Annotated in this window: 24 protein-coding genes; 9 read left to right on the top strand and 15 right to left on the bottom strand. The window is 65.4% G+C overall.

Annotated elements, in window-relative coordinates; genetic code table 11:
- Positions 1–128: DUF2510 domain-containing protein (locus AC5Y7V_RS30690; protein ID WP_499883736.1), on the top strand; the 128-nt coding region annotated here is incomplete at its 5' end.
- Between the two features lie 47 nt (positions 129–175).
- Here AC5Y7V_RS30690 and mobF read toward each other — a convergent pair.
- Positions 176–6,112, bottom strand: coding sequence for a MobF family relaxase (gene mobF, locus AC5Y7V_RS30685; protein WP_499883735.1), 5,937 nt, complete (start codon positions 6,110–6,112; stop codon positions 176–178).
- A 371-nt stretch (positions 6,113–6,483) separates the two neighbouring features.
- Between mobF and AC5Y7V_RS30680 the strand changes: the two genes are divergently transcribed.
- On the top strand, positions 6,484–6,942 hold the full coding sequence (locus tag AC5Y7V_RS30680) for a hypothetical protein (protein WP_499883734.1): 459 nt from the start codon (positions 6,484–6,486) through the stop codon (positions 6,940–6,942).
- 176 nt (positions 6,943–7,118) lie between these two features.
- Here the strand turns inward: AC5Y7V_RS30680 and AC5Y7V_RS30675 are convergent, their stop codons facing one another.
- The 13 genes from AC5Y7V_RS30675 to AC5Y7V_RS30615 form a co-directional block, all read right to left on the bottom strand.
- Positions 7,119–7,430 carry a hypothetical protein gene (locus tag AC5Y7V_RS30675; protein ID WP_499883733.1) on the bottom strand — a complete coding sequence of 104 codons (312 nt, stop codon included), beginning with the start codon at positions 7,428–7,430 and terminating at the stop codon, positions 7,119–7,121.
- The gene (locus AC5Y7V_RS30670; RefSeq protein WP_499883732.1) at positions 7,427–7,837 is read right to left on the bottom strand and encodes a hypothetical protein; all 411 of its coding nucleotides are present in this window, start codon (positions 7,835–7,837) and stop codon (positions 7,427–7,429) included. Before AC5Y7V_RS30670 ends, AC5Y7V_RS30675 begins: the two co-directional genes overlap by 4 nt.
- Positions 7,837–8,067: a hypothetical protein gene (locus AC5Y7V_RS30665; protein WP_499883731.1), complete on the bottom strand. Its 231-nt coding sequence runs from the start codon at positions 8,065–8,067 to the stop codon at positions 7,837–7,839. The genes AC5Y7V_RS30670 and AC5Y7V_RS30665 overlap by 1 nt, the downstream gene beginning before the upstream one ends.
- Positions 8,068–8,092: 25 nt before the next feature.
- Positions 8,093–9,007 (bottom strand): phosphoadenosine phosphosulfate reductase domain-containing protein, encoded by a 915-nt coding sequence (locus AC5Y7V_RS30660; protein ID WP_499883730.1) that lies wholly within the window; start codon positions 9,005–9,007, stop codon positions 8,093–8,095.
- 5 nt (positions 9,008–9,012) lie between these two features.
- Positions 9,013–9,216 carry a hypothetical protein gene (locus AC5Y7V_RS30655; RefSeq protein ID WP_499883729.1) on the bottom strand — a complete coding sequence of 68 codons (204 nt, stop codon included), beginning with the start codon at positions 9,214–9,216 and terminating at the stop codon, positions 9,013–9,015.
- Positions 9,217–9,297: 81 nt separating this feature from the next.
- Entirely contained in the window at positions 9,298–9,543 is a 246-nt protein-coding gene (locus AC5Y7V_RS30650; protein WP_499883728.1) for a hypothetical protein, read from the bottom strand.
- Complete coding sequence (locus tag AC5Y7V_RS30645) at positions 9,540–9,815, bottom strand: redoxin NrdH (RefSeq protein WP_085165336.1); 276 nt, start codon at positions 9,813–9,815, stop codon at positions 9,540–9,542. The genes AC5Y7V_RS30650 and AC5Y7V_RS30645 overlap by 4 nt, the downstream gene beginning before the upstream one ends.
- Positions 9,816–10,065: 250 nt before the next feature.
- Positions 10,066–10,857: a deazapurine DNA modification protein DpdA family protein gene (locus tag AC5Y7V_RS30640; protein ID WP_499883727.1), complete on the bottom strand. Its 792-nt coding sequence runs from the start codon at positions 10,855–10,857 to the stop codon at positions 10,066–10,068.
- A 125-nt stretch (positions 10,858–10,982) separates the two neighbouring features.
- Positions 10,983–12,950 carry a DNA cytosine methyltransferase gene (locus AC5Y7V_RS30635; protein ID WP_499883726.1) on the bottom strand — a complete coding sequence of 656 codons (1,968 nt, stop codon included), beginning with the start codon at positions 12,948–12,950 and terminating at the stop codon, positions 10,983–10,985.
- Positions 12,951–13,118: 168 nt separating this feature from the next.
- Entirely contained in the window at positions 13,119–13,532 is a 414-nt protein-coding gene (locus AC5Y7V_RS30630; protein WP_074376071.1) for a hypothetical protein, read from the bottom strand.
- Positions 13,533–13,583: 51 nt separating this feature from the next.
- On the bottom strand, positions 13,584–14,117 hold the full coding sequence (locus AC5Y7V_RS30625) for a hypothetical protein (RefSeq protein ID WP_074376088.1): 534 nt from the start codon (positions 14,115–14,117) through the stop codon (positions 13,584–13,586).
- Entirely contained in the window at positions 14,110–14,316 is a 207-nt protein-coding gene (locus tag AC5Y7V_RS30620) for a hypothetical protein (RefSeq protein WP_074376072.1), read from the bottom strand. The genes AC5Y7V_RS30625 and AC5Y7V_RS30620 overlap by 8 nt, the downstream gene beginning before the upstream one ends.
- A 77-nt stretch (positions 14,317–14,393) precedes the next feature.
- Positions 14,394–14,648: a hypothetical protein gene (locus AC5Y7V_RS30615; protein WP_074376073.1), complete on the bottom strand. Its 255-nt coding sequence runs from the start codon at positions 14,646–14,648 to the stop codon at positions 14,394–14,396.
- A 165-nt stretch (positions 14,649–14,813) separates the two neighbouring features.
- On the opposite strand from AC5Y7V_RS30615, the gene AC5Y7V_RS30610 reads away from it, so the two are divergent.
- Both AC5Y7V_RS30610 and AC5Y7V_RS30605 read left to right on the top strand, forming a co-directional pair.
- Entirely contained in the window at positions 14,814–15,953 is a 1,140-nt protein-coding gene (locus AC5Y7V_RS30610; protein ID WP_499883725.1) for a hypothetical protein, read from the top strand.
- 61 nt (positions 15,954–16,014) lie between these two features.
- Positions 16,015–16,278 (top strand): helix-turn-helix domain-containing protein, encoded by a 264-nt coding sequence (locus tag AC5Y7V_RS30605; protein ID WP_074376074.1) that lies wholly within the window; start codon positions 16,015–16,017, stop codon positions 16,276–16,278.
- A gap of 62 nt (positions 16,279–16,340) precedes the next feature.
- On the opposite strand, the gene AC5Y7V_RS30600 is transcribed toward AC5Y7V_RS30605, so the two are convergent.
- The gene (locus tag AC5Y7V_RS30600; RefSeq protein ID WP_074376075.1) at positions 16,341–16,700 is read right to left on the bottom strand and encodes a hypothetical protein; all 360 of its coding nucleotides are present in this window, start codon (positions 16,698–16,700) and stop codon (positions 16,341–16,343) included.
- A 118-nt stretch (positions 16,701–16,818) separates the two neighbouring features.
- Between AC5Y7V_RS30600 and AC5Y7V_RS30595 the strand changes: the two genes are divergently transcribed.
- From AC5Y7V_RS30595 to AC5Y7V_RS30575, 5 genes are all read left to right on the top strand, one after another.
- Entirely contained in the window at positions 16,819–17,055 is a 237-nt protein-coding gene (locus AC5Y7V_RS30595; RefSeq protein ID WP_074376076.1) for a hypothetical protein, read from the top strand.
- A gap of 2 nt (positions 17,056–17,057) precedes the next feature.
- The gene (locus AC5Y7V_RS30590; protein ID WP_074376077.1) at positions 17,058–17,360 is read left to right on the top strand and encodes a hypothetical protein; all 303 of its coding nucleotides are present in this window, start codon (positions 17,058–17,060) and stop codon (positions 17,358–17,360) included.
- Positions 17,361–17,396: 36 nt separating this feature from the next.
- Complete coding sequence (locus AC5Y7V_RS30585; protein ID WP_074376078.1) at positions 17,397–17,591, top strand: hypothetical protein; 195 nt, start codon at positions 17,397–17,399, stop codon at positions 17,589–17,591.
- Positions 17,582–17,995, top strand: coding sequence for a PIN domain nuclease (locus AC5Y7V_RS30580; protein ID WP_074376079.1), 414 nt, complete (start codon positions 17,582–17,584; stop codon positions 17,993–17,995). The genes AC5Y7V_RS30585 and AC5Y7V_RS30580 overlap by 10 nt, the downstream gene beginning before the upstream one ends.
- 203 nt (positions 17,996–18,198) lie before the next feature.
- On the top strand, positions 18,199–19,179 hold a 981-nt coding region (locus AC5Y7V_RS30575; protein ID WP_499883724.1), incomplete at its 3' end, for a tyrosine-type recombinase/integrase.

The following is a 19,179-nucleotide window of genomic DNA, read 5'->3' as shown; positions in this document are numbered from 1 at the left end:
CGCAGGGCTGGTACGCCGACCCTGCAGGCAGATTTACCCATCGTTGGTGGAACGGGGTGCAATGGAGCCACGACGTCGCCGCCAACGGCCAGCACATGATCGACAACTGGATATTCACACAAAGGTGACCAGTTGACGGATTGACGGATGCATCGAGCCTCGAACATTCGCTGCTTTAGAGTTCGTGGCCGGTACTGTGGCGGTCTTGTCCGGTGTCGGTGATGCGGTCCCAGATTTGGGTGTGTACGCGGTGTGCGCTGGTGTGTTGTTGGCGTAGTTGGCGGCGTCGTTGGAGGGCGTCGATGATGTCGGTGTCTCGTAGGGCGGGGTCGCAGCGTTCGGCTTGATCAAGTACGGCGTCTCGATCGGGCTGGGCGGCGCGGCGTGCTGGGGTCGCCGAATCGGTTGTCAGGGTTAGCGACCAGGGCAGGTCGTGGTGAAGCAGTTTGAGCATGGGCGCTGAGGGTGCTGGTGGCCATCCGTGGTCGTCGCCGTCGACGAGGATGAGCCGGGCGCCGCTGTCGGCGGCGTGTTCGGCGAGATCGGCGAGGACTTCGGGTTCGGCGTGGCTGGCGCGGTCGATCACGATGGTGGTTTGGTTGTCGAGTTCGTCGGCCTGGGTGGCGATGCGGCGGTGCAGCGTGTCGATGCTGGGGACGGTGTCGGCGAGGTCGGGGCCGGTGATGCGGGCGGCGCGCTCGGGGTCGGGGCTGCACCACAGGATGCGGCGGTCGGCGATGCGGGCGGCAGTGTGCAGGACGTGCAGGGCGTCGAGTGCTTCGTCGCCGGCGGCGTGCACAGCGGTTACGGTGAAGCCGCTGCGGGCGACCGCGTCAAGTCTGTGGGCGGTGTGGTCTGACAGGGTGGCGGCGGCCTCGGCAGGGATGCGGAATCCGCGTTCGATGCGGTAGTCGCCGCTGGCTGTGAGCATGTCGATTTCGGTGCGCAGCGCGTCGAGTTGTTGGTGGATGTGTTCGGCGTTGCGGGTTTCGGCTTGTGCGAACGCTTTGGCGGTGGCTGTTTCGGCCTGGTCGAGTGCAGCGGCGAGCCGGGCGCACTCGGCGCGGGCGGCTTTGAGCGCGGCCAGGTCTGCGTCCTCGGCGCGTAGGCGGGCCGCCTCGACGTCTTCTGCGGTGACGATGTGCTCGGCGCCGCCGGCCGCCTCGGCGCGGAGGCGCATGGCTTCGGTGAGCTCGGCGTGGAATTGTTCGGCCGGAGTGCGCCTGGGCAGTTGCGTGAGGGCGAATTTGACGGCGGCGCGGGCGAAGTCGATGTCGAGGTCGTCGGCGGCGGGATCAGCGCGTAGCTGGGCCAAGCGGTCGCGTTCGTGTTGTAGGTAGGCGTCGGCGGCGTCGTAGTGCTGCTCGGCGTCTGCCCAGCGGGCCATGACGTCTTGGACGGCCAGCATGTAGGGGCGGTCGCGGTCAGCGCGGGCGCGCAGCTCGAGAAGCGAGGCGTCGGCGGCGCGCATGGCAGGGCCTTGGCCGGCGATGACGAGTGTCTGTTGGCGTTGCAGGGCGCGGCGGGCGGCGTGGTATTGGCCGCGCAGGGCGGTTACGTCGGCGACCACGTCGGCGACGGGTCGGGCCAGGGGGCGCACGGTGAGCATGTCTTCGAACGCCAGATCGTCGGCATCGTCGATGTAGGTGGCGTGGTCGAGTGGGTCGGGCGGTAGTTCGTCGTCGAGGTCGGGGGTGATGAGGTTGCCGCCGTAACCGAGGCCGAGTTTTTCCAGCAGCGCATCGTTGGAGATGGTGCGTGGGCGTGCATCATTTTCGAGCGGAGCTTGCTGGGGGTCGAGGTGGGCGAGTTCTTCGTGTTCTTCGGCGCTTAACGGTGCTTCGTCAGGGATGGGGATGTCGATGTGGTCGTAGGGGTGTTCACCGGTGAACAGGTCGATCGAGTAGGTGAGCAGTTGGGCGTATTCGTGGGGTTGGATCGGGACGGGGTTGTCGTGGTCGACGTCGCGGAGGTGGTCGTAGGCGACGTGCAGCAGGTCCAGGGGGGTCCAGCGGGTGGGGTCGGCGTTGTCGATCGCGGCGACCAGGCGCCCAAAGGCGGGGTCAGCGGTGATGGTTTCGGCCATCGCGGTGCCAAACACGGTGGCCAGGTCGGACAGCCACGCAGGCCGCAGGTGGGGGGTGTTGGCTTCCAGGACCGCGGGCTGGAGACGGCCGGCGAGACGCCACCACAGGGCGGCGCCTGGCATTTGGTCGGGCAGCGGGCCGTCGTCGGCGGCGTCGTTGAGCAGTTGGGTGAGGTCGATATCGGTGCGGGCGACATTGGCCAGGTGGGCGGCGAGCTGCGGCCAGTAGGGGTCGCGGCGCACGCGCGGGTCGATAGCGTCGACGAGGGTGTCGAATTGCGCGGTGAGCGGTGTGGTGCGGCCGATGGCGGCGGTGACGGCGTCGAGCAGCACGGTTTGGATGCGGCGGTCTCGCACAGCGTATTGGTCGGGGCCGGTGAGTCGGGTGTCGGCGTCGTCAACGTCGTGGGCGGCGCGGAATACCGCGATTTCTGCGCGCAGTTTGGGGTTTGCGGACAGTAGTGGCCGTGCCCAGGCGGGAGCGGTGGTGGCGTCCCAGTCGGTGGCGGTCTCACGGATCGAGGCGGCGAGCTCGGTGACTAGGTTGTGTCGGGCGTGCAGGTATGCCGCCTGGTCGGGGTCGTTGAGCAAGCCGGTGGGTAGGTCGGGGAGCCAGCGCAGCGGGCCGCTACCGGCCGAGTGGGCGCCGCTGCTATCGAGGCGCCAGTCTAAGACGGCGGCCGGGTCGTGGGCGGTGTCGAGTTCGCGGCTGGCGACCGCGGCCTGTAGGCGCACGATGGGGTCATCGCCGCACACAGCGATTGTGGCCAGGTGCATGCGCAGGGTGGGCCAGGCGGGCATGCGGGTCAGGCCGGTGTAGACCTGGTCGGCGGCGGCGTCGATGGCGGCCATTTTGTCGGGGCCGAGGGTGTTTTCGGCCAATGCGCCGACCGAGTGGGTGTACATGGCGGCAGCCTTGCCAAGGCGGGTGAACGGGTCAGCGGCGGTCGCGGCTTCGGTGGTGGCCGACACTTGCGCGCCGTCGCGGGCCAGCACACGCTCTAGGACGTCGATCGCGGTGTTGGGGTGGGTGGCTTTGGGTGTCAGGATGTTGTGGGCATCGGTTTCGGCGGTCTCCACAAAGATGTGGGTTTCGTCGGTGGCGCGGCTCATGGCGACGTAGAGCTGTTGGCGGGTCAGGCTGTCGGCGCCGATGACATAGCAGGTGCCGGTGCGGGTGCGTGACCCGATGGTCATGCCTTGTGCGGCGTCGATGGTGGAGGCGTATCCCAACGTGGTGTAGGCGTTGACATACCAGGCGGGCAGGGTGACTTTCTGGCCGGTGTCAAGCCGCGAGACAGCCAGCGCCCCATTGGGTTTGACCGCGTCGATGCGCCAGCGCTGCCCGTTGCGAACGTAGTCGCCGCCACGGCCCAGGCGCAGCCTGCGGTTGTTTTTGCGGCTGGCGACGATGTCACCCGCGGATGCCTGCAAGCCGTCGGCAAGGGTGGTTTCGCGTAGCTGCGTGGCGCTGCGCGCGGCGTTGGCGGGGTCAGCGGCTAATGCTTCGAGCCGGTCCAAGCGGGCGCGTTCGTTGAGGCTAGCGACGATGAGGTTCGTCGGTGCCAGCATCGTGGAGTCATGGCCGGCGGCGGTGTCGGCGGCCCAGCGTTCGTAGGCTTGGTCGAGGATGGTGTCCCCGGAGCCGACGTGGATGCGCCCGGCGTCGGCGTAGAACGCCAGCCCGGATGGGTCGCCGTCGCGCAACGCTAAACCGGCTTGGGCTTCAGCGCGGGACTTGAAACGCACGACCTCGGTCAGATTCAGGGCGCCGTAGGTGCGCTCGATGTCGCGCAGGATGCCGCCGGCTGAGATGGAGGCGAGCTGTTTGTCATCGCCGACCGGCACGACGCGTGCTCCGCGCGCCTCGGCGGTGGTGATGACTTCATCGAGCTGCAGGGTTCCGGCTTTGCCGGCTTCATCGACGATGATCAGGGTGTTCTCGTCGATCGCGTCGAACCATTTGCGGGCCGGATCGTCGGTGGCGTCGGGGCGGTGTAGCAACCAAAGGAATTTGTCGATGGTGTCGGTTGGGGTGTTGATGTCGTTGCGCAGCACCTGGGCGGCGTTGGCGCTGGGGGACAGCCCGAGCACGGTGCCCCCGGATTCTTCCCACGCCCGCGAAAGCACCGACATCGCCGTGGTTTTGCCTGTGCCGGCCGGGGCCAACACCAGCTGTACCCGCGCCCCCGAGGTCGCAATTTCGCGGACCATGGTTTCTTGGCCGGCGTTCAACGTGCGTCCGCGTTCGGCTTTTTCGGCCAGCAGCGCCATCTCGACCAGGTCGGCGCTTACGCGCCGGCCATCGGTGCGCCCGGCGGCGGCCAGGACACGCTTTTCCGCCGACAAAATCGTTTGACTGGTGAACAAGGCGGTGCCATGCGTGGTGTAGACGCTGGCGCCGTCGCGGCGGCGCAGCACGTTCGGTTCGTCGAGGTCGGCGTCGGTGATCCGGGCGTGGGCAACACTGTTCGGCTCGGCTAGGGCGGCGACGGTGACCGCCTCGACCAACGCATGATCACCGGCCCACCCAGCAGCGCGCACGGCCCGCAGCGCTTCGGCGTAGACGTGGTTTTTCTGCCAGCTCGACCGTGATTCGGAGACGGTCTCGATGACGACCGCGGCTTGCTCGGCGATCCAGTCGTCGGTGATCTCAGCGACGTCGCGGCGCCGCGGCATCCGAACCCCGGCGAGCATGTCCGACAGGGCTTGTGGGCTACCGAGGATCTCGATGGCTTGGCTGCGCCACTGCTGGCGTTGCTCGGCTTGTGAGCGTGGTTCGTGCTTGGCCGTGCGGGTATCTAGGGTGGCGCGTTGATGCAGCGCGATGGCTTCCACGGTTGTGGGTTCGCGGCCGTGGTCGGCCTGAAATGCCTTGGCCAGTTCGGTGTAGCGGGCTTTGATCATCAACCGCCGCGAGGAGAATGCCTCGTTCAATTCGGCCGGGACACCGACGATTTCGCGGACTGGGCGCTTGCCGCGTTCCGTGGCGGGCTGTTCGGCCAAGTGGAGTCCGACGCGCTCGATCGACAACGCTTCGATGCGCGAGTTGTAGAACTCTGAGGCCGACACGGTGCCCTTGAACAAGGGACGTCCATCGAGGGCTAGCCAGCGGTAAATGCCGTCGTGCCCGCGGGCACGGACCTTGTTGGACACCGCGAGGTGGGTGTGAAGGTCAGGGTCCCCGGCGCGGCTGTCGCGGTGGGTAAACGCGGTGGCGATGACGCCTTCGACGTCGAGTTGGGCTACTCCTTGGGCGCCCATGCGGGTGAACGCCATGTTGTTTTCGATGTACTCCAGCGTGTCGGCGACGGCCTGATCGTGAATGTCTTCAAGGGTTTTCGCCTGGTCTCGGGGAGCAAGCGCCCATAACACGGAGAAGCTTTTCACCGGGCTGAACGTGAAGTCGTATCCGGCAGTCGACGTGGTCTGATCACGCGACTGGGTGGCGATGAACCCGGTCAATTCTCGGTCATCCAGTGGCGGGCGCTCGTAGGTTTCGGCGAACAGGTCACGGGCGATCGCGGTCCGCATCTGCGCGCGCAGGGTTTCTTCGATTGGGGCGTTCCACGCGAGGCTGTTGGACAGGTTGTGATCGCGGTAGGCGACGGCCAGGCGGCGCTGTAGTTCGGTGGATGCGTCGTTGATGACGAACGGGCGGCCCAGGCTCACAGCCTCTTTCGCGGCGGCCTTGGGAGCCCCCATCGTCTTGATGAGGTGCTCGGCGATGGCGCCGGCGTTGGGGTGTAGTCCGAGTCCGAAGAGGGCCTTCATTTGGTCTTCGGTGACGGTCGATCCGGGCTCGATGCGCCACATCTGGTCTTCGACAGCGGTGGCCCAGGTTCGTGCCGGCGGATCGGCCAAACCGGGCAGCCCGCGTCCGACCCACCGCCCTGGTGATTCGCCTTTGTCGGAGTAGTAGTCGCTCAACGATTTCCGGCCGCGTTCGGTGGCGTCGTGCGCGGCGGTTTGGCGGATGAGGTAGAGGTACCCGTCACCCGCGGTGAGCTTGTGAATGCCCATCATGATCGCGCCACGGGTTTACGGTAAGGGGGTGTCCTTACACGTTCGGCGAATCTCGTTTCGGGCTACCGCGAAACCGCCGTTACCGTTTCGTGACCTAAGTGCAAGAGGTGTGTGGTGCGTGAGGGGGGTCGAAACAGGGGGTGCAGGTCAACAGGGGTGGTGGGGTGAGGAAACGGAGCTGAGAGGGACACGAGAGACGAGGGGGAGAAGTGAGCAGGAGAATGACAGGAAAAGGGGCATCAGCAAACACGGGTGAAATGGGTTGGACGACAAGGTGATGCAGGCGGCAGCCGGGCCGCGGCGGTGCGCGGGTGATGTGCGGCCGACGAGATTTCGGAGAAGCGTCAGGGCGTGGCCTTACGATGGTCGGCATGGAGAAGACGACGAGCCGCAAGCTGGCGCGTAAGCGGCTGTTGGAGGCACAGCAGGAGGCGGCGGCGGCGCGTGAAGCGCGCGAGCGCGCCAATCTGAGTGATCTCACCGAGTTCACCGTGCGCCTGGCAGAGGTCGAAGCGGTCGACGAATGGTTGGCCGGCCGCATCGAGAAGCTGAAGGCGGAAGCCGCAGGGAAGCGCCAGGCGCACCGTCGCGCCGCCGGGAAGGCGTTGCACGCCATGCGGTTACGTGGTGAGACGATGGCCAGTATCAGTGCACTGACGGGTCTTAGTGTGAGTCGGTTACGCGAGTTGATGAAATCCTCTGCCGAGGACAATGCTGACGCGGCGGGGGAGCCGGAACGTCCGGCGGCTCAGGTCGTTCCGTTGCCCAACCGCGTGCCATCCGACGTCGGTGACAGCATCGCGCCCGAAGGGGCCGTGGTCGCCCAATAGCGCTGGCCGCGGACGAGGTTGGGCGACGGCCGTAAGTCAGGATTGGGCGCGCCCAACAGCAAGCGGCTCGACGCGAATGTCCGTCACCGAGGTGTGGGTGGCGATGAAAGCGGCTGCTGCACAGGGCGCCTGGCGGCGTCGCGGACACGGAGATGCCGGCGACTGATCGGTGGCTGCTAGCCGAGAGCGTCGTAGTGGGCGGCGGCACGCTGGCCGAGCACCCACGCTGTAAGGGTAGGGTCGTCGGGATTGGCGGACAGCTCAAGGTACCCGTGTAACCACCCATCGACGATGTACTCGCGCCGAATCCAGGTGTCGTAGTCGGCCGGGTCGATGCGCTGCAGCGTCGCGACCGCCCGATCGAGCTGGGCGCGGTCAACGCCGTTGGACTCAGCGTTGGCGTAGTGGCCGGCGGTGGCGTCTCCGAGTGATCGCGCGGTAAGCAACTGCCGGGCGAGCTCGAATGTGTAGGGCCGGTTGAAAGTCATGGCAGCACCTTTCGCGGGTCGTGGAGTAACGCGTTGGCTTGTTCACACAGCGTGGTGAGGTAGGTCCAGGCGGCTGCTCGCGGGTCGTCGGCCAGCTCTGGGTAGGTCAGGTCGATCCATCCGGCGGTCAGGCCGGGAAGGTCAGGGTGGCCACGCGGGCGCACGATGAGCACATAGCCTGGGCCGGGGTCATCGTCGGCGGCGATCACCTGGAGCTCAAGCCGCTGATCGCCCACGATCGGACCCAGGGCGGCGGCTTCCTCGACGAGCTCGCCGAGGGCTGCGGCAGGCCGCGCGACGCGCCCGGGTGCGGGAATGTCATGTTCGAGCGTATCGGCGCGCAGGCTGATCCAGTCGTCGAACGCGGCGGCATCGACACGGAACGGGATCAGCGCGGCTGGGCACATCACAGTGCCGCCCGCGGCGACGGTTCGATGGTGGCTGTGGCGGTGACACCGTGATGGGCAAGGCTGACCAGGTCGTAACTCTCGTGGGCGGCGGTGATCTGGTTGAGTTGCAGGTCGGTATCGGTGGCGGTCACATAGACGGCGAGCGCGGCCCGGGCCGTCGCCCGATCGGGGTGGTCGGTGACGAGCACGGGCAGGGTCCTGGTCGGGGCGATGGTCAAGGTGTGCATGGCATGTTTCCTTCCGTGCGTGAGGTCAGGCGATGTCGGCTAGCTCGAGCAGGGACAGCTGGGGCTGCTGGGCGCCGCGGGCCTCGGCGATGATGTCGGCCATGGACAGGTCGGCGCGAAACCTGTGACCGGTTGCTGCCTCGACAGCGGCGTACTGGTCGGCCAGCTTTGGGTTGAGACGTGCCGAGCACACGAGGTCGGCACGGGAGGCCAGGACGCAGAATCGGCACGAGAGCCGGCTCATGCCGGCGGCGTATGCGGGGTGGGGGCGGGTGCCGGCTATGGCGATGCGATCCCACACGTCGGTAACGGTGAACTGGTGAATGGGATACCAGTCGTCAACGTGGCGGCGCCCGTTGGATGCTGACGGGTTGTGCGCGTAGGCAACTCGTCGTGCACGCGCCCGGCTCTCTTCGGCCCGCAGGCCCATGATGTTGAGTACTCGCACGGGCCGGCCGCTGACCCGGCCGCTGTCGCGCAGCTCGGCCACGAGCTTGGTCATGACGGTGCGAATGGGTCCGCGTTTGTGGTCGCTGGTGCACCACCGGCGGGCCGCGTCGGGCCACATTCCGCGCGCGGCGACGCGCTCAAGGATTGTTTCGGTGTGGCCGTCGTCGGCGGTGCGGCTGGTCAGTTCGAATCGCAGACCGTAGTGGGCGGCATGCTCAGCGGCAAGGTCGGGCACGCCGTCCCATTCGGCGTCGCCGAGGTCGGCGTGGACGGTTACGACCCGATCGAGCACCGCGGCGGCCCGGGCCTGGGCGACGACGACGTCGAGGCTGGCTTGAGAGTCCTTGCCGGCGCTGATGTTGACCAGCAGGATGTCGTAGGCGGCGAGCTGGGGTGTGGGGCCGTCGCTGACCGTCGCGTGGGCGCTGGCGTCGGGATCTGCGGGGCGCAGTTCGGCGGCGCAGTTGAAGTCCAGGGGCAGGGTGGTCATCATGTTCACCGGCGGGTCGGCCCGGTGGTGGGCGGGTCGATGACCAGGGTGGCAAGTCGCGTCGAGGTCGGCGGGCTGGTCCAGATTCCGTAGACGCCCGGTGCTTCCTCGACGACGCGGTCTGCGGGCTGGGTTGCGTGAATGTATGCCTGGGCGGCCTGCAGCGCGTCGGCGAATTCGGTGTGATCGAACGATTCCCACATCGGCATCGCGTCAGGTTCGTGGGGGTCGGTAATGGTGGCCGAGTAGCACATTGCGGGAAGTCCTTTCGGGCTCGCTCAGGCCGGCTTTCAGGCCGCAATTTCGAGGGGCTGGGGCTGGTAGTTGGTTGCCGGTTGGCGGGTTCGGGCCATGACTCGTTGCACCGTTCGGGTGGTGGTGTAGAGCCGCCAGGCGATGATGTCGACGTCGATGCGGCCATGCATGCGGCGGATCGCTTCGTCGCGGTCGCGGCCGCGCAGGTGCATCCGCATGCCATCGACGGCGACCTGGGTGATGGCCAGCTCGTCGATCTGAGAGGCGCTGTCTGCGCTCATGCCGACACCGCTACCGCGGTTGCATCTGGCGTGATTACCGCCCGGTTGATCAGGCCTTTGATGCGGTCGGGGCGAAAGCCCGACCAGTGGTCGTCACCGGCCACCACCACGGGGGCCTGCAGGTAGCCGAGGGCGATCACGTAGTCACGCGCCTCGGAGTCCACGGTGATGTCGACCTTCTCGTAGGCGATGCCCTGCTTGTCCAGCGCCTTGTACGTGGCGTTGCACTGCACGCAAGCGGGCTTGGTGTAGACGGTGACGGTGCCGCTCATAATGTCCTCCGAATTAGGCATCAGCAAATCTATTTGATGCCTCTAATATAGCCCATTTATGCAGGCCATGCAGCATTTAATGGAATATTCTTAGACTCTTTTTAGGCAAGTCGTTAATATTGGTTCTGTTGCAATTGTCGACCGCCTCGTAACCGCTGAATTGGCATTGACGGATGGGCCTTTCTCCTTTTCCATGCTATTTCGGAAAAGGCGGTAATGGCAGCTGCAGCGATAATGTGAAGGCCAGGCGCTATGACAGGTTGTCGAATAGGGCGAGCTGTTGGCTGGGCCGTACTGCAAGAACCCGGCTACGCCAGGCCAGGGCGTAGTCCAGGCAGTTCGCGCAGGAACTATGGGTGTGTCCGGTCAGCGGCGGTTCGCGTCGCGCCTGGTATGACCACGCAAGGCTGTCGCACGTCAGTATTTTGCGACCGTAGATCTTCAGTCCGCCTGCTTTTACTCCGAACGCGTGGAGCGGCATCTCCGGGTCGCGACGCAAGATTGTAGAAATCACTGCGTCGATTTGATGGCTGGCCTGTCTGCGGCATACGGAGCCTACTCCGACGACGGGATATTGAGTTAAGTTAACACCGCGTGATTCGTACACATCGAGACAGCGGAGGTAATCGTCTGGCAACCATCCTTGAATAACGGGCATGTAGGGGTTGTCGTAGGGTTTGCCGTCCCAGAGTTCCTGGAGTTCGACGAAGTTGTCGACGATGCGGCGTTGGTGTTCGCGCACGGTCAGGCCGGTCTTGGCGAGCATGTCCGGCTCGCACATGAGATCAAGCGGTGCAGCCCAAGAGAGCTTGCCGATTTCGTCGTCGTATCGACGGACCGCGCGGTGGTACTGGCGGACGGTGGTGCGCCACTGGCCGTAGAGCGACAGCTCGGAGAACGCGCCGGAGTCCAGCGCCCATTCGGCGGCCGCGCGGGGGAGGGACTTGCGGCCGGCCAGGCGGCGGTGGGAGATGAACAGGGGCACGCCCGCTGTGGCGAGCCAGTGCGGTTGGTGCGAGCCCAGGTAGAACGTGTTGACCATTGGGAGCCTCCGTCTAGTTGTGATCGAGGCCGACGTGGACGGTGTGGGTGGCGTCGGCGCCGAGGTGGTGGTGCTGCGCCCGGGTGGGGGAGGCTGGGTCACCCCCACTCCCGGGGGAGCTGACTTCAGGCGGCGGCCTGACCGTGCAGTGCGGCCCGAAGCCGCGCGCCGATCCATTCACCGACTGCGGGGGAGACCGCGTTGCCGAATCCGTCGGTTTGGTTGCGGGCGCTTCCCCATACGGTGAAAGTGCCTTTGTGGTCGACGAAGTCGACGTCGAAGCCGCAGCCGCGGCCGATTTCGTGGGCGGCCATCATGCGGAAGTAGCAGTCCTCGAGTTGCAGGTCGGCGAGCATGGCCTGCCAGTGGGCGCTGAGGATGGCTGTGGTGTCGCGGGAGGTCAGCGTGCCCAGGGGGTCGGTCATTGGATGTGGTGCGGTCTCGACGCCTTGGCTGCCGTTCTGCTTGTACCAGCCCGAAAACAGCACACCTTGGGTGATGGCCGAGCCGACGACGGTGCCGAGGGGATCGCTGGCCGGGTGTGCGCGGTATTGGGCTTCGTCGATCGAGCCGTTGTTTTTGATCACGCCTGCGGCGGTGAGCAGTCCGGGGATCTGGTCGGAGGTGACGGTGGGCATCGCCTCGGCGTGGTTGGTGGGAACGGTGTTGCGGCGGAAGGGGACAACCCCGCTGGACACGATTCCGAGCGTCTCGGAGCCGCCCTGGGTGGGTAGCGGTTCGTCGCTGCCGCGCGGGCCGCCTTGGTAGTTGGTGACGGCCAACAGCAGGGCCTTTTCGTGGGTGCTGGTGACGGTGTCCATCGGAAGGCTGATGTGCTTGCCGTCGCCGTTGTGTCGGTGCGCGGCCAGGGTCTGTCCGGTGATGGCGACTGGCGGGGCGATCAGGCCGGTGGTGTTGGTGGCGGTTTGCGCCCACAGCGGTTGGCTCAGGTCGCGGCTGCGGCAGGTTGATCCGGGCCGCTCGTAGGTATTGCCGGCGGCCGCGATCAGGGCGCCCGTCGACAAGATCGCGGTTTCTTGCTGGCTGGTCTGGGTGGCCATCGGCTGCCACGGGTGACGCTCGCTGCCGTGGACGGCCTTGGCGGGCATCAAGATAGCGGGGAAGTCGGCGAAGCGTTGGCGGCACCGCTCGGCGCGGGCCATGGTTGCCGGGGCCAGCGGCTTGGCGCGGTCACCGATGCGCGTGCCCAGGTTGGTGAGGTCCATGGCCGCCAGCGACGGCGTCATGCGAGGGACGACGACGCCTCGGCAGGATGGGCAGCGGTAGTCGTACTGCTTGCCGTAGCGCACCGAACCGGTGGGAGGTACCCCGGTGCGCCACGTCCATACCGCGGCGACGACCTGGTCGCAGCGCGCGCACCACGTAGCCGGGCGGTGGTCGAGATCAGGGGTGGGGATCCGGCGGTCCCAAAAGGCGATATACAGCCGGTCGCGGCTTTGAGGTACTCCGAAGAACATGGAGTTGAGGTAGAGGACGCGGTGTTTGTAGCCGAGGTTGTCGAATTGCTTGAGCCACCACCGGTAGGTGGAGCCATCGCCGACCTTGCGCTTGCCGGGTATGGCTGGTCCCCAGGAGGTCAGTTCGGTGGTGCATTCGATGAGGATGACTCGGGGGTGGTGTTGGGCGGCGTAGTGCAGGACGCAGTTGGCGGTGGCGCGGTCGCGTTCGGATCGGGTGACGCTGGCCTCGAAGTCGGGGTCGTCGAGGTCGAATAGCGATAGACCCTGCTCGTAGGCCTTCTTGGTGTTGGCTTGCGAGTGGTTGACGCAGGAAATTCCGGCGGCTAGCAGGTCTGCGGCAGGCAGGTCGCGCGCGGAGTGGTAATCCGCCGATTCGGGGTCGACCAGGTCGGCGATCCAGTGTTCGGCATCAGGGTGGTTGGCCTCGTGAACTTCGATCTTGTAGCGGTTGTGGTTGGCGGCCATGATCGTGGTGAACCCGGCGCGTTCGATGCCTTGGGTGAGGCCGCCGAAACCGCTGAACAAATCGACGGCGATCAGGTCGTCGTGAGCGAACCTGCGTTGCCGTGTTGCGGGTCGGTGCTCGGCTGTGGCGCTGGACGTGGAATGCATTGCGGTAACCCCTTTTTCCGTACTTCGAACCATCCCCATGGTGTTACTTATAGTCTACACCCTGAAGTAGACTGTAGTCTACATTTCCGACATTTTTGGGCGAGCGTATTTCGCCGTCGGTCAGGCGATGCGAGCAGACCCGATTCCGTTGCGGGGCACCGTATTGGGCTACCGGGAAGCTGGTGGACAGTTGGGGGCAGGCGGGCAGCCGAACCGTAAGAGGTCGGTGACCCGGAGCTGGACATAGACCTGCTCGACGGGTCCCAGGCGGGCCAGGCCCAACGAGTCATGTATCCGGCCGGCCACGGTCGGCGGCAATTCTTGGAAGGTGCTGACACGGGCAAGCTTCCCGGTGGCCACCAGCTCGGCGAGGTAATGAAGGGCCTGGCGCGCCAGCTGGTCGATGGTCAGCCAAAATTCGATGGGATATCCGGTGACCTCGGGTAGGGCCTCGTGGCTGACGTCAGTGACCGCGACGTAGGTTGCGTGGTCGTTGACGTAGCGAACGCGGGCCAGTGCCGCGCCGTCACCGGGTGCGGCCGCGCCGAACGGTGAGACGGTGGCCACGTAGGTCGATGTCATAGCTAACTCCTGATCTGGTAGGCGGTTTCGTTGGCTGCGGAGGGCCCGTGCTCAGCCGGGCGCGAAGAGTTCGAGCTGCACGGCAGTGGGCTCGCCGATGCGCAGGGCGCGGCGCAGGACGTCGTCAAGCTGGTGGGCGATACGGCGCGCGCCGGCGCGGTGTGCGTCGGCTTCGTCGACGGTGGGGTGGTAGCGGGTGCACGGACCGCTGTGCGGGTTCGGGGCGGTGGTGGACCAGGGGCAGTGGCACCAGTCGTATGCGCGTGCGTTCTCGGCCTGGTCTATGTCTCTGAGGGCGATGAGTTCGGCGCGGATGTCAGCGGGCAAGCTGCGGGCATAGGCGTTGATCTGCGCCTTGGAGATCACGACGTGGGCCTCGCCGTGCCCGGGCGAGGTGATCTTGCCGTGGCGGGTGTTCCACCCGGTCATCCATGCCGGGCCGCCGTCGGGGTGGGTGTGCCCGCACGCTCCGGACATTGACTGCATCAGGTGATCGGTTCCGGCGGGTCCGATAAGGCAGTCACGAATTGGCCAGCCGCCCATGAAGTACAGCAGCCAACGCTGATCGGTCGTGAGGTCAGGCATCGACAGGGCCATCGGTGTCGGGGTCGCCGTCCCATAGCGTGCTGTCGTTGAGATTGAGTCGCAGACGACCCGATCCTGGGTTGGTGTCAACCTGGAGGACCGGGACACCGTCGACGTCTGACACGTAGGCGCTGACCAACACGTGGCCGCCGCCGGGAATCGTGACCACCATTGCGTCCTCGTCGTGGGTGATCTCCATGTACGTATCCCTTCCTCGTGGTTATGGCTGAATGTGAAAATGGGTGGCGCAACGGAGCTTCGGCCGCGACAGCCCGTTTAGCGCCAGGCTGCGGATTCGGTTACTGAGCGAACGTCGGAGGACTCCCGGGCTACCGCCGCCTCGGTAATGACACCGGCGTTGCCGACCTCGTGGCCGAACGCCTGAGCCAGATCGTGGTCATCGAGTGCGGCGTACTCGTCGCGGATCGCGGGGTCGATGCCGGTTTTGGTGTGCGACAGCAAGTCCAAGGCTTCGTCGCGTGTAAAAGCTGAGTGGCGCACCTCGGTAATTTCGCGGGCAACGTAGATCATGGGTCTAACCCCTTCGTGCGTGACTCGATCTGTGGATGTTGCCTATAGTCTACATACAAGGTAGACTATAGGCAACACCAATCGGAGGGCTGAGTAACCGAAATGCACACCGCAGCAACGCAGTACAGTCACGAGCGACTATCGGGTCTGGACACTCATGCGCCCGTGCCGTCAGTGGTGTTGTCGTTCGGCCTGGGACTGGACAGCACCTCGCTGCTGATCCGTTGGCTCACCGATGCGGCCTCGCGCGATTTCGCTCTTGGGGACCTGGTGCTCGTCACGGCCATGACAGGGCACGAGAGCGCGGCGACGGTCGATGCGATGAATCGGCTTGTCTTACCCCGATTGCGCCAGCACGCAATCCGTTACATCCAGACGGCCCGCTCGCAGCGCAGGACGAGCCGGGCAGGGGACGGCATCGTGATCCTCGATGACTCGAGCAGCCCGCAGCAGCTGTACGCCGGCGGCGAGTACACCCTTGGCGATGAAATGCTGTCGGCGGCGACGATTCCACAGCGCGGCGGCTCGAGGATTTGCAGTGTCCATTCCAAGGGGGATGCCCTCGATCCCGTCATTGCGCGCATCACCCAGGGCCGCCCGTATCGCCATGCCGTCGGGTTCGAAGCCAATGAAGCCTCCCGCGCTGCCAAGGACCGCTTACACGACACCGAATTGCGCAGTGGCTGGTATCCGCTCCAGGATTGGGGCTGGACCAGATCGGATTGCCATCGCTACCTGCTAGAGGTTCTTGGTGAAACCGTGCCGAAAAGTTGCTGCGGCTTTTGCCCGTTCGCGATGAGTACAGCCGCGGGCCGGGCCCAGGTGATCGAGCGCTACCGTCAAGAGCCGCAACTCGGCGCCGACGCGATGTTCCTTGAGCATGTCGCCCGCAGCATCAACCCGTCACAGACGTTAATCGAGGGCAGCAGTGTGGCCGACCTGGTGATCGAGGCCGGCCTGTCAGAAGTCAGCGACCTCTTCGAGGCAGAGCTGCACAACCGCGCCTGGTCGATCTACGAAGTGCGCCGGGTGGCTCGCCCGGGCAAGGACGGCAAGCGGGGCATCGTCGCTCGATCACTGCGCGTTGTCGCAACTGGCAGTCGGGCGGCGATGGCCGATCAATTGGCCTCACAGCCCGGTCGGCCGGTGCGCGGGCAGGACGGCATCGTGCGCCACGTCTTGCGGGAACGCGGCCGCGACGGGATCGATCACGTCTTCGTGGCCGCGCCAGCGGGAGCGCAGCCCAAGCAGCGCGGTGGCTTCGAGCAGTGGTGGCAAGAAGCCACCGCCGACGCCCTGTTCTAAAACCCCCGGGCGCGGGAGCCGGCGCGTAGACTATGTGCAACAACGGAATGGGGCGGCGGAGATGGTCGAGACAACGCAGATTGATGACGAGACCATTCAGGTTCGGCTCGGCATGCGGATCAAGGCCCGTCGCGAGAAGCTGGGTCTGTCGCAGAGCGACCTGGGCGAGCTCAGCGGTACTCACCGGACCTACGTCAACCAGCTCGAGAACGGTCGCAAAAACGTTACGGTCGGCACCCTGGCGCGGATAGCGAGCGCCCTTCGCACAACTCCCTCAGCGCTAACCCAAGGCATACTTGGCGCCGGCCACGAGGCTTCTGACTGACGACCGCCGCGCCGCCGGTTTCTCTAGGGGTGAACGGCGCGGGTGTCGTGATCGGTTCGCTCTCAATCCAATTCGCGGTTATCTGGCTCGGTCTCCTCGTACGGTTCGACGGTGGAGAGGTCGGTCGTGATCAGCCGCGGGTCAAGCAAGAGCGGGACTGTCAGGCGCGACTTTCCGTTACTGCTGGCGGCCGGCATGAGGACCGCGGCCAGCCAGCCGCCATCGCACCGCCGGATCCACGCGATCTGGCGCGCGAGCATGTGGGCTTCGACGCGCAGGCCGAAAGATCTCACCCAGAGCGGCAGTTCGTCGGCGCGGACGTGCTCGGTGCTGGGCAGGGCCTCGGCGGCGTAGACCGCGACCGGGCGGTTGGTGCGAAAGAGGGTTGGGTAGGCCGGGTCCGATACCCAGCGTTCGAACATGCTTTCGCATATTACGCCAGTGCCTTAGGTCGGCATCCTAACCCTGGGCCGAGGACCGCAGACTGAGAATGATGCACTACCCTTTGGGGGTTCAACCCGCAAAGGGTAGTGTGGTGATATGAGTGAGATGATCCGCACCGACAGCCGCAGCCGCGTCACCCTGGTGGGTCACCCGGACTCGACGTACTTGCTACGCGAAGAACCCGACGGCGTGCTGGTGCTGGAACCGGCCGTAGTCATGTCGGCGGCACAGGCGAGCTACCTCGCGCTCCCGACTGCCGACCGCACGCGCATCGAGGACTTCCTCGACGACCCGGCCACCGCCGTGAAACGCACCTATACGCGGCGCCGGTAGCCGTGCCCATCGAGTACGCACCTGAGGCCGCCGCGCAGCTCGACGCGCTGGAGCAATCTGCCGACGACCAGACTTGGGACGGTATCTGCGATGTGCTCGAACTGATCGACCAGCACCCGGACAGCGCGCAGGCCAGGCGGGAAGAAATTACCGGGTCGAACGGCAAGAGAATGTGGAAGGTGCCCGTGCGGTCCCCATCCGTCGACAGTCTCGCCGTCCTATGGAGTCGCGGCTCCGCTGGCGACTATGTGGTGTTCGTCGGCGTGTGGGCTTCGGTGACCGCCGGCCAGGCCGTACCCGAGTGAATATATACCGCGATGCTTCGTGTATATACTGGGCTTGTGGGAAAGCATCTGATCGACATTGACGAGCAGGCATTGGAGATGGCTCGCGCGGAACTGGGAACTTCTACGATCAAAGAGACGGTAAACGCGGCTCTGCGCCGGGCGACGTCGCACCGACCACAGCATGTGTCCGCCGCGCTGGACGCATTGGCCGCCGCACCGTCCGAAGATCGCGCTGAGGCATGGCGCTGACGTTTCTCATCGACACCAGTGTGATCAAACGACTCGGCCAGCCCAGTGTGCGGCAAGCGGTGGAACCGCTCGCGGCTTCGGGCGAGGTCGCGCGGGCCCGTATCACCGATCTCGAGGTCGGCTATTCGGCGAGGAATGCGGCCGAGTGGGACCGCCTTATAGCGGCATTGGACGCATTCGAGCCGGTCGAATCGACCGAATCGCATCATCGTCGCGCACTTCAGGTGCAACGGCTCCTCGCTGAGCGAAGCCAGCGGGGCCGCAAGATCCCTGACCTACTGATCGCCGCCGCCGGCGAAGAACACGGACTGACCGTCTTGCACTACGACTCCGACTTCGACCTGATTTCCGCAGTGACCGGCCAGCCGTGCCAATGGGTGGTGCCATCTGGGACCGCCGATTAGAGCGCCCTGGCCCAGCTGAGGTACCGAGAGGATTGAGTGGCTCGGGATGTCGCGTTGCCCCACCGACTCCGCAAGCACGCGTGCCCCAGATTCGATGAGAATCTTGCCCCAGGTTCAGTGAGAACGGAACGCTGAAATTCGCGCTCACGGTTCACGTCATTACGTCACCGTGACGAATGGGATGCGTGTCGCCCCCACGCCAAATGTCAGCCGCAACAACGATTTCCGGGCATTTCGTGCATAACGGTGATTATCCATCTTTTATCTGCGAGGCTGACCGTGTGCCGCACGCGACCGATCCCGGCTACTCCGTCACCGAAGGCGTTGTTGAAGCTGCTGCCGTCGCGCCGGCCGTCGATGAGATCCCCGAGTGGTTCCAGCAGTTCTTGGATCACCGGCAGGCAAGTAAGCCCTCGGCGCACACGATGAAGGCCTATCGCCGCGACTTCGTCGCCATTGCCAATCTGCTTACCGGCGGTGAGCCAGCCCGCCTCAGTCCAGCTGACATAACTCGCGATTCGATGCGTACAGCGTTCGCGGCTTTTGCAGCCGACCACGAGGCGGCATCCATCCGACGCTGCTGGTCCACGTGGAATGTATTGTGCACCTTCCTCTATACGAACGAATTGTTGACGGCCAACCCCATGCAGCTCGTCGGACGACCCAAGTTGAAGAAGCCGCTGCCGAAGGCGCTCCCCCGAACCGCTGTGGAAGCATTGCTCTCTGCTGTCACCCAGGAGTCCGATGCTCGCCGAACAGATTGGAAAGAAAGGGATCTCGCAGTCATTCTCACTGCACTCCTCGCGGGACTGCGGGCCGAAGAACTCCGCCTGGTCGACGTCGGTGACATACGGACGCTCGACGATGGCTCCGCGGTGATCAATGTGAAAGGCAAAGGCGGCAAGGAACGCAACGTCCCCATCGAATCAGCCCTGCTGGAGGTGATCGGTACGTATATGGCTAGTCGTGCCGGACGGTTTCCTCAGGGCAAGAAGCGCACATCGTCGCCGAAGGGTGCGCCATTGTCGGGCTGGCCACATTCCGCCCCGCTATTCATCGGTCGGGACGGTGAACGGATGACGCGTGGCACTCTACAGTCACGTATTAAGCGCGCGTTCAAACGCGCAGGGCCGGACGCGCGCCCCGTACCCGGCGCCTTGGTGCACGGACTTCGCCATACCTAT

It is taken from the genome of Mycobacterium sp. NGS34 (assembly GCF_059812845.1).
The sequence above is the reverse complement of the archived record's forward strand: the minus strand, read 5'-3'. Positions and strand labels throughout refer to the sequence as shown.

What these genes read in the sequence shown, in the direction of transcription:
- AC5Y7V_RS30595 (WP_074376076.1), top strand. Translation starts at nt 16,819, where the DNA reads ATGAGTGAGATGATCCGCACCGACAGCCGCAGCCGCGTCACCCTGGTG.
- AC5Y7V_RS30635 (WP_499883726.1), bottom strand. Translation starts at nt 12,950, where the DNA reads ATGCATTCCACGTCCAGCGCCACAGCCGAGCACCGACCCGCAACACGG.
- AC5Y7V_RS30600 (WP_074376075.1), bottom strand. Translation starts at nt 16,700, where the DNA reads ATGTTCGAACGCTGGGTATCGGACCCGGCCTACCCAACCCTCTTTCGC.
- AC5Y7V_RS30680 (WP_499883734.1), top strand. Translation starts at nt 6,484, where the DNA reads ATGGAGAAGACGACGAGCCGCAAGCTGGCGCGTAAGCGGCTGTTGGAG.
- AC5Y7V_RS30640 (WP_499883727.1), bottom strand. Translation starts at nt 10,857, where the DNA reads ATGGTCAACACGTTCTACCTGGGCTCGCACCAACCGCACTGGCTCGCC.
- AC5Y7V_RS30665 (WP_499883731.1), bottom strand. Translation starts at nt 8,067, where the DNA reads ATGCACACCTTGACCATCGCCCCGACCAGGACCCTGCCCGTGCTCGTC.
- AC5Y7V_RS30670 (WP_499883732.1), bottom strand. Translation starts at nt 7,837, where the DNA reads ATGTGCCCAGCCGCGCTGATCCCGTTCCGTGTCGATGCCGCCGCGTTC.
- mobF (WP_499883735.1), bottom strand. Translation starts at nt 6,112, where the DNA reads ATGATGGGCATTCACAAGCTCACCGCGGGTGACGGGTACCTCTACCTC.
- AC5Y7V_RS30645 (WP_085165336.1), bottom strand. Translation starts at nt 9,815, where the DNA reads ATGAGCGGCACCGTCACCGTCTACACCAAGCCCGCTTGCGTGCAGTGC.
- AC5Y7V_RS30655 (WP_499883729.1), bottom strand. Translation starts at nt 9,216, where the DNA reads ATGCCGATGTGGGAATCGTTCGATCACACCGAATTCGCCGACGCGCTG.
- AC5Y7V_RS30605 (WP_074376074.1), top strand. Translation starts at nt 16,015, where the DNA reads ATGGTCGAGACAACGCAGATTGATGACGAGACCATTCAGGTTCGGCTC.
- AC5Y7V_RS30650 (WP_499883728.1), bottom strand. Translation starts at nt 9,543, where the DNA reads ATGAGCGCAGACAGCGCCTCTCAGATCGACGAGCTGGCCATCACCCAG.
- AC5Y7V_RS30625 (WP_074376088.1), bottom strand. Translation starts at nt 14,117, where the DNA reads ATGCCTGACCTCACGACCGATCAGCGTTGGCTGCTGTACTTCATGGGC.
- AC5Y7V_RS30675 (WP_499883733.1), bottom strand. Translation starts at nt 7,430, where the DNA reads ATGACTTTCAACCGGCCCTACACATTCGAGCTCGCCCGGCAGTTGCTT.
- AC5Y7V_RS30580 (WP_074376079.1), top strand. Translation starts at nt 17,582, where the DNA reads ATGGCGCTGACGTTTCTCATCGACACCAGTGTGATCAAACGACTCGGC.
- AC5Y7V_RS30620 (WP_074376072.1), bottom strand. Translation starts at nt 14,316, where the DNA reads ATGGAGATCACCCACGACGAGGACGCAATGGTGGTCACGATTCCCGGC.
- AC5Y7V_RS30615 (WP_074376073.1), bottom strand. Translation starts at nt 14,648, where the DNA reads ATGATCTACGTTGCCCGCGAAATTACCGAGGTGCGCCACTCAGCTTTT.
- AC5Y7V_RS30630 (WP_074376071.1), bottom strand. Translation starts at nt 13,532, where the DNA reads ATGACATCGACCTACGTGGCCACCGTCTCACCGTTCGGCGCGGCCGCA.
- AC5Y7V_RS30660 (WP_499883730.1), bottom strand. Translation starts at nt 9,007, where the DNA reads ATGACCACCCTGCCCCTGGACTTCAACTGCGCCGCCGAACTGCGCCCC.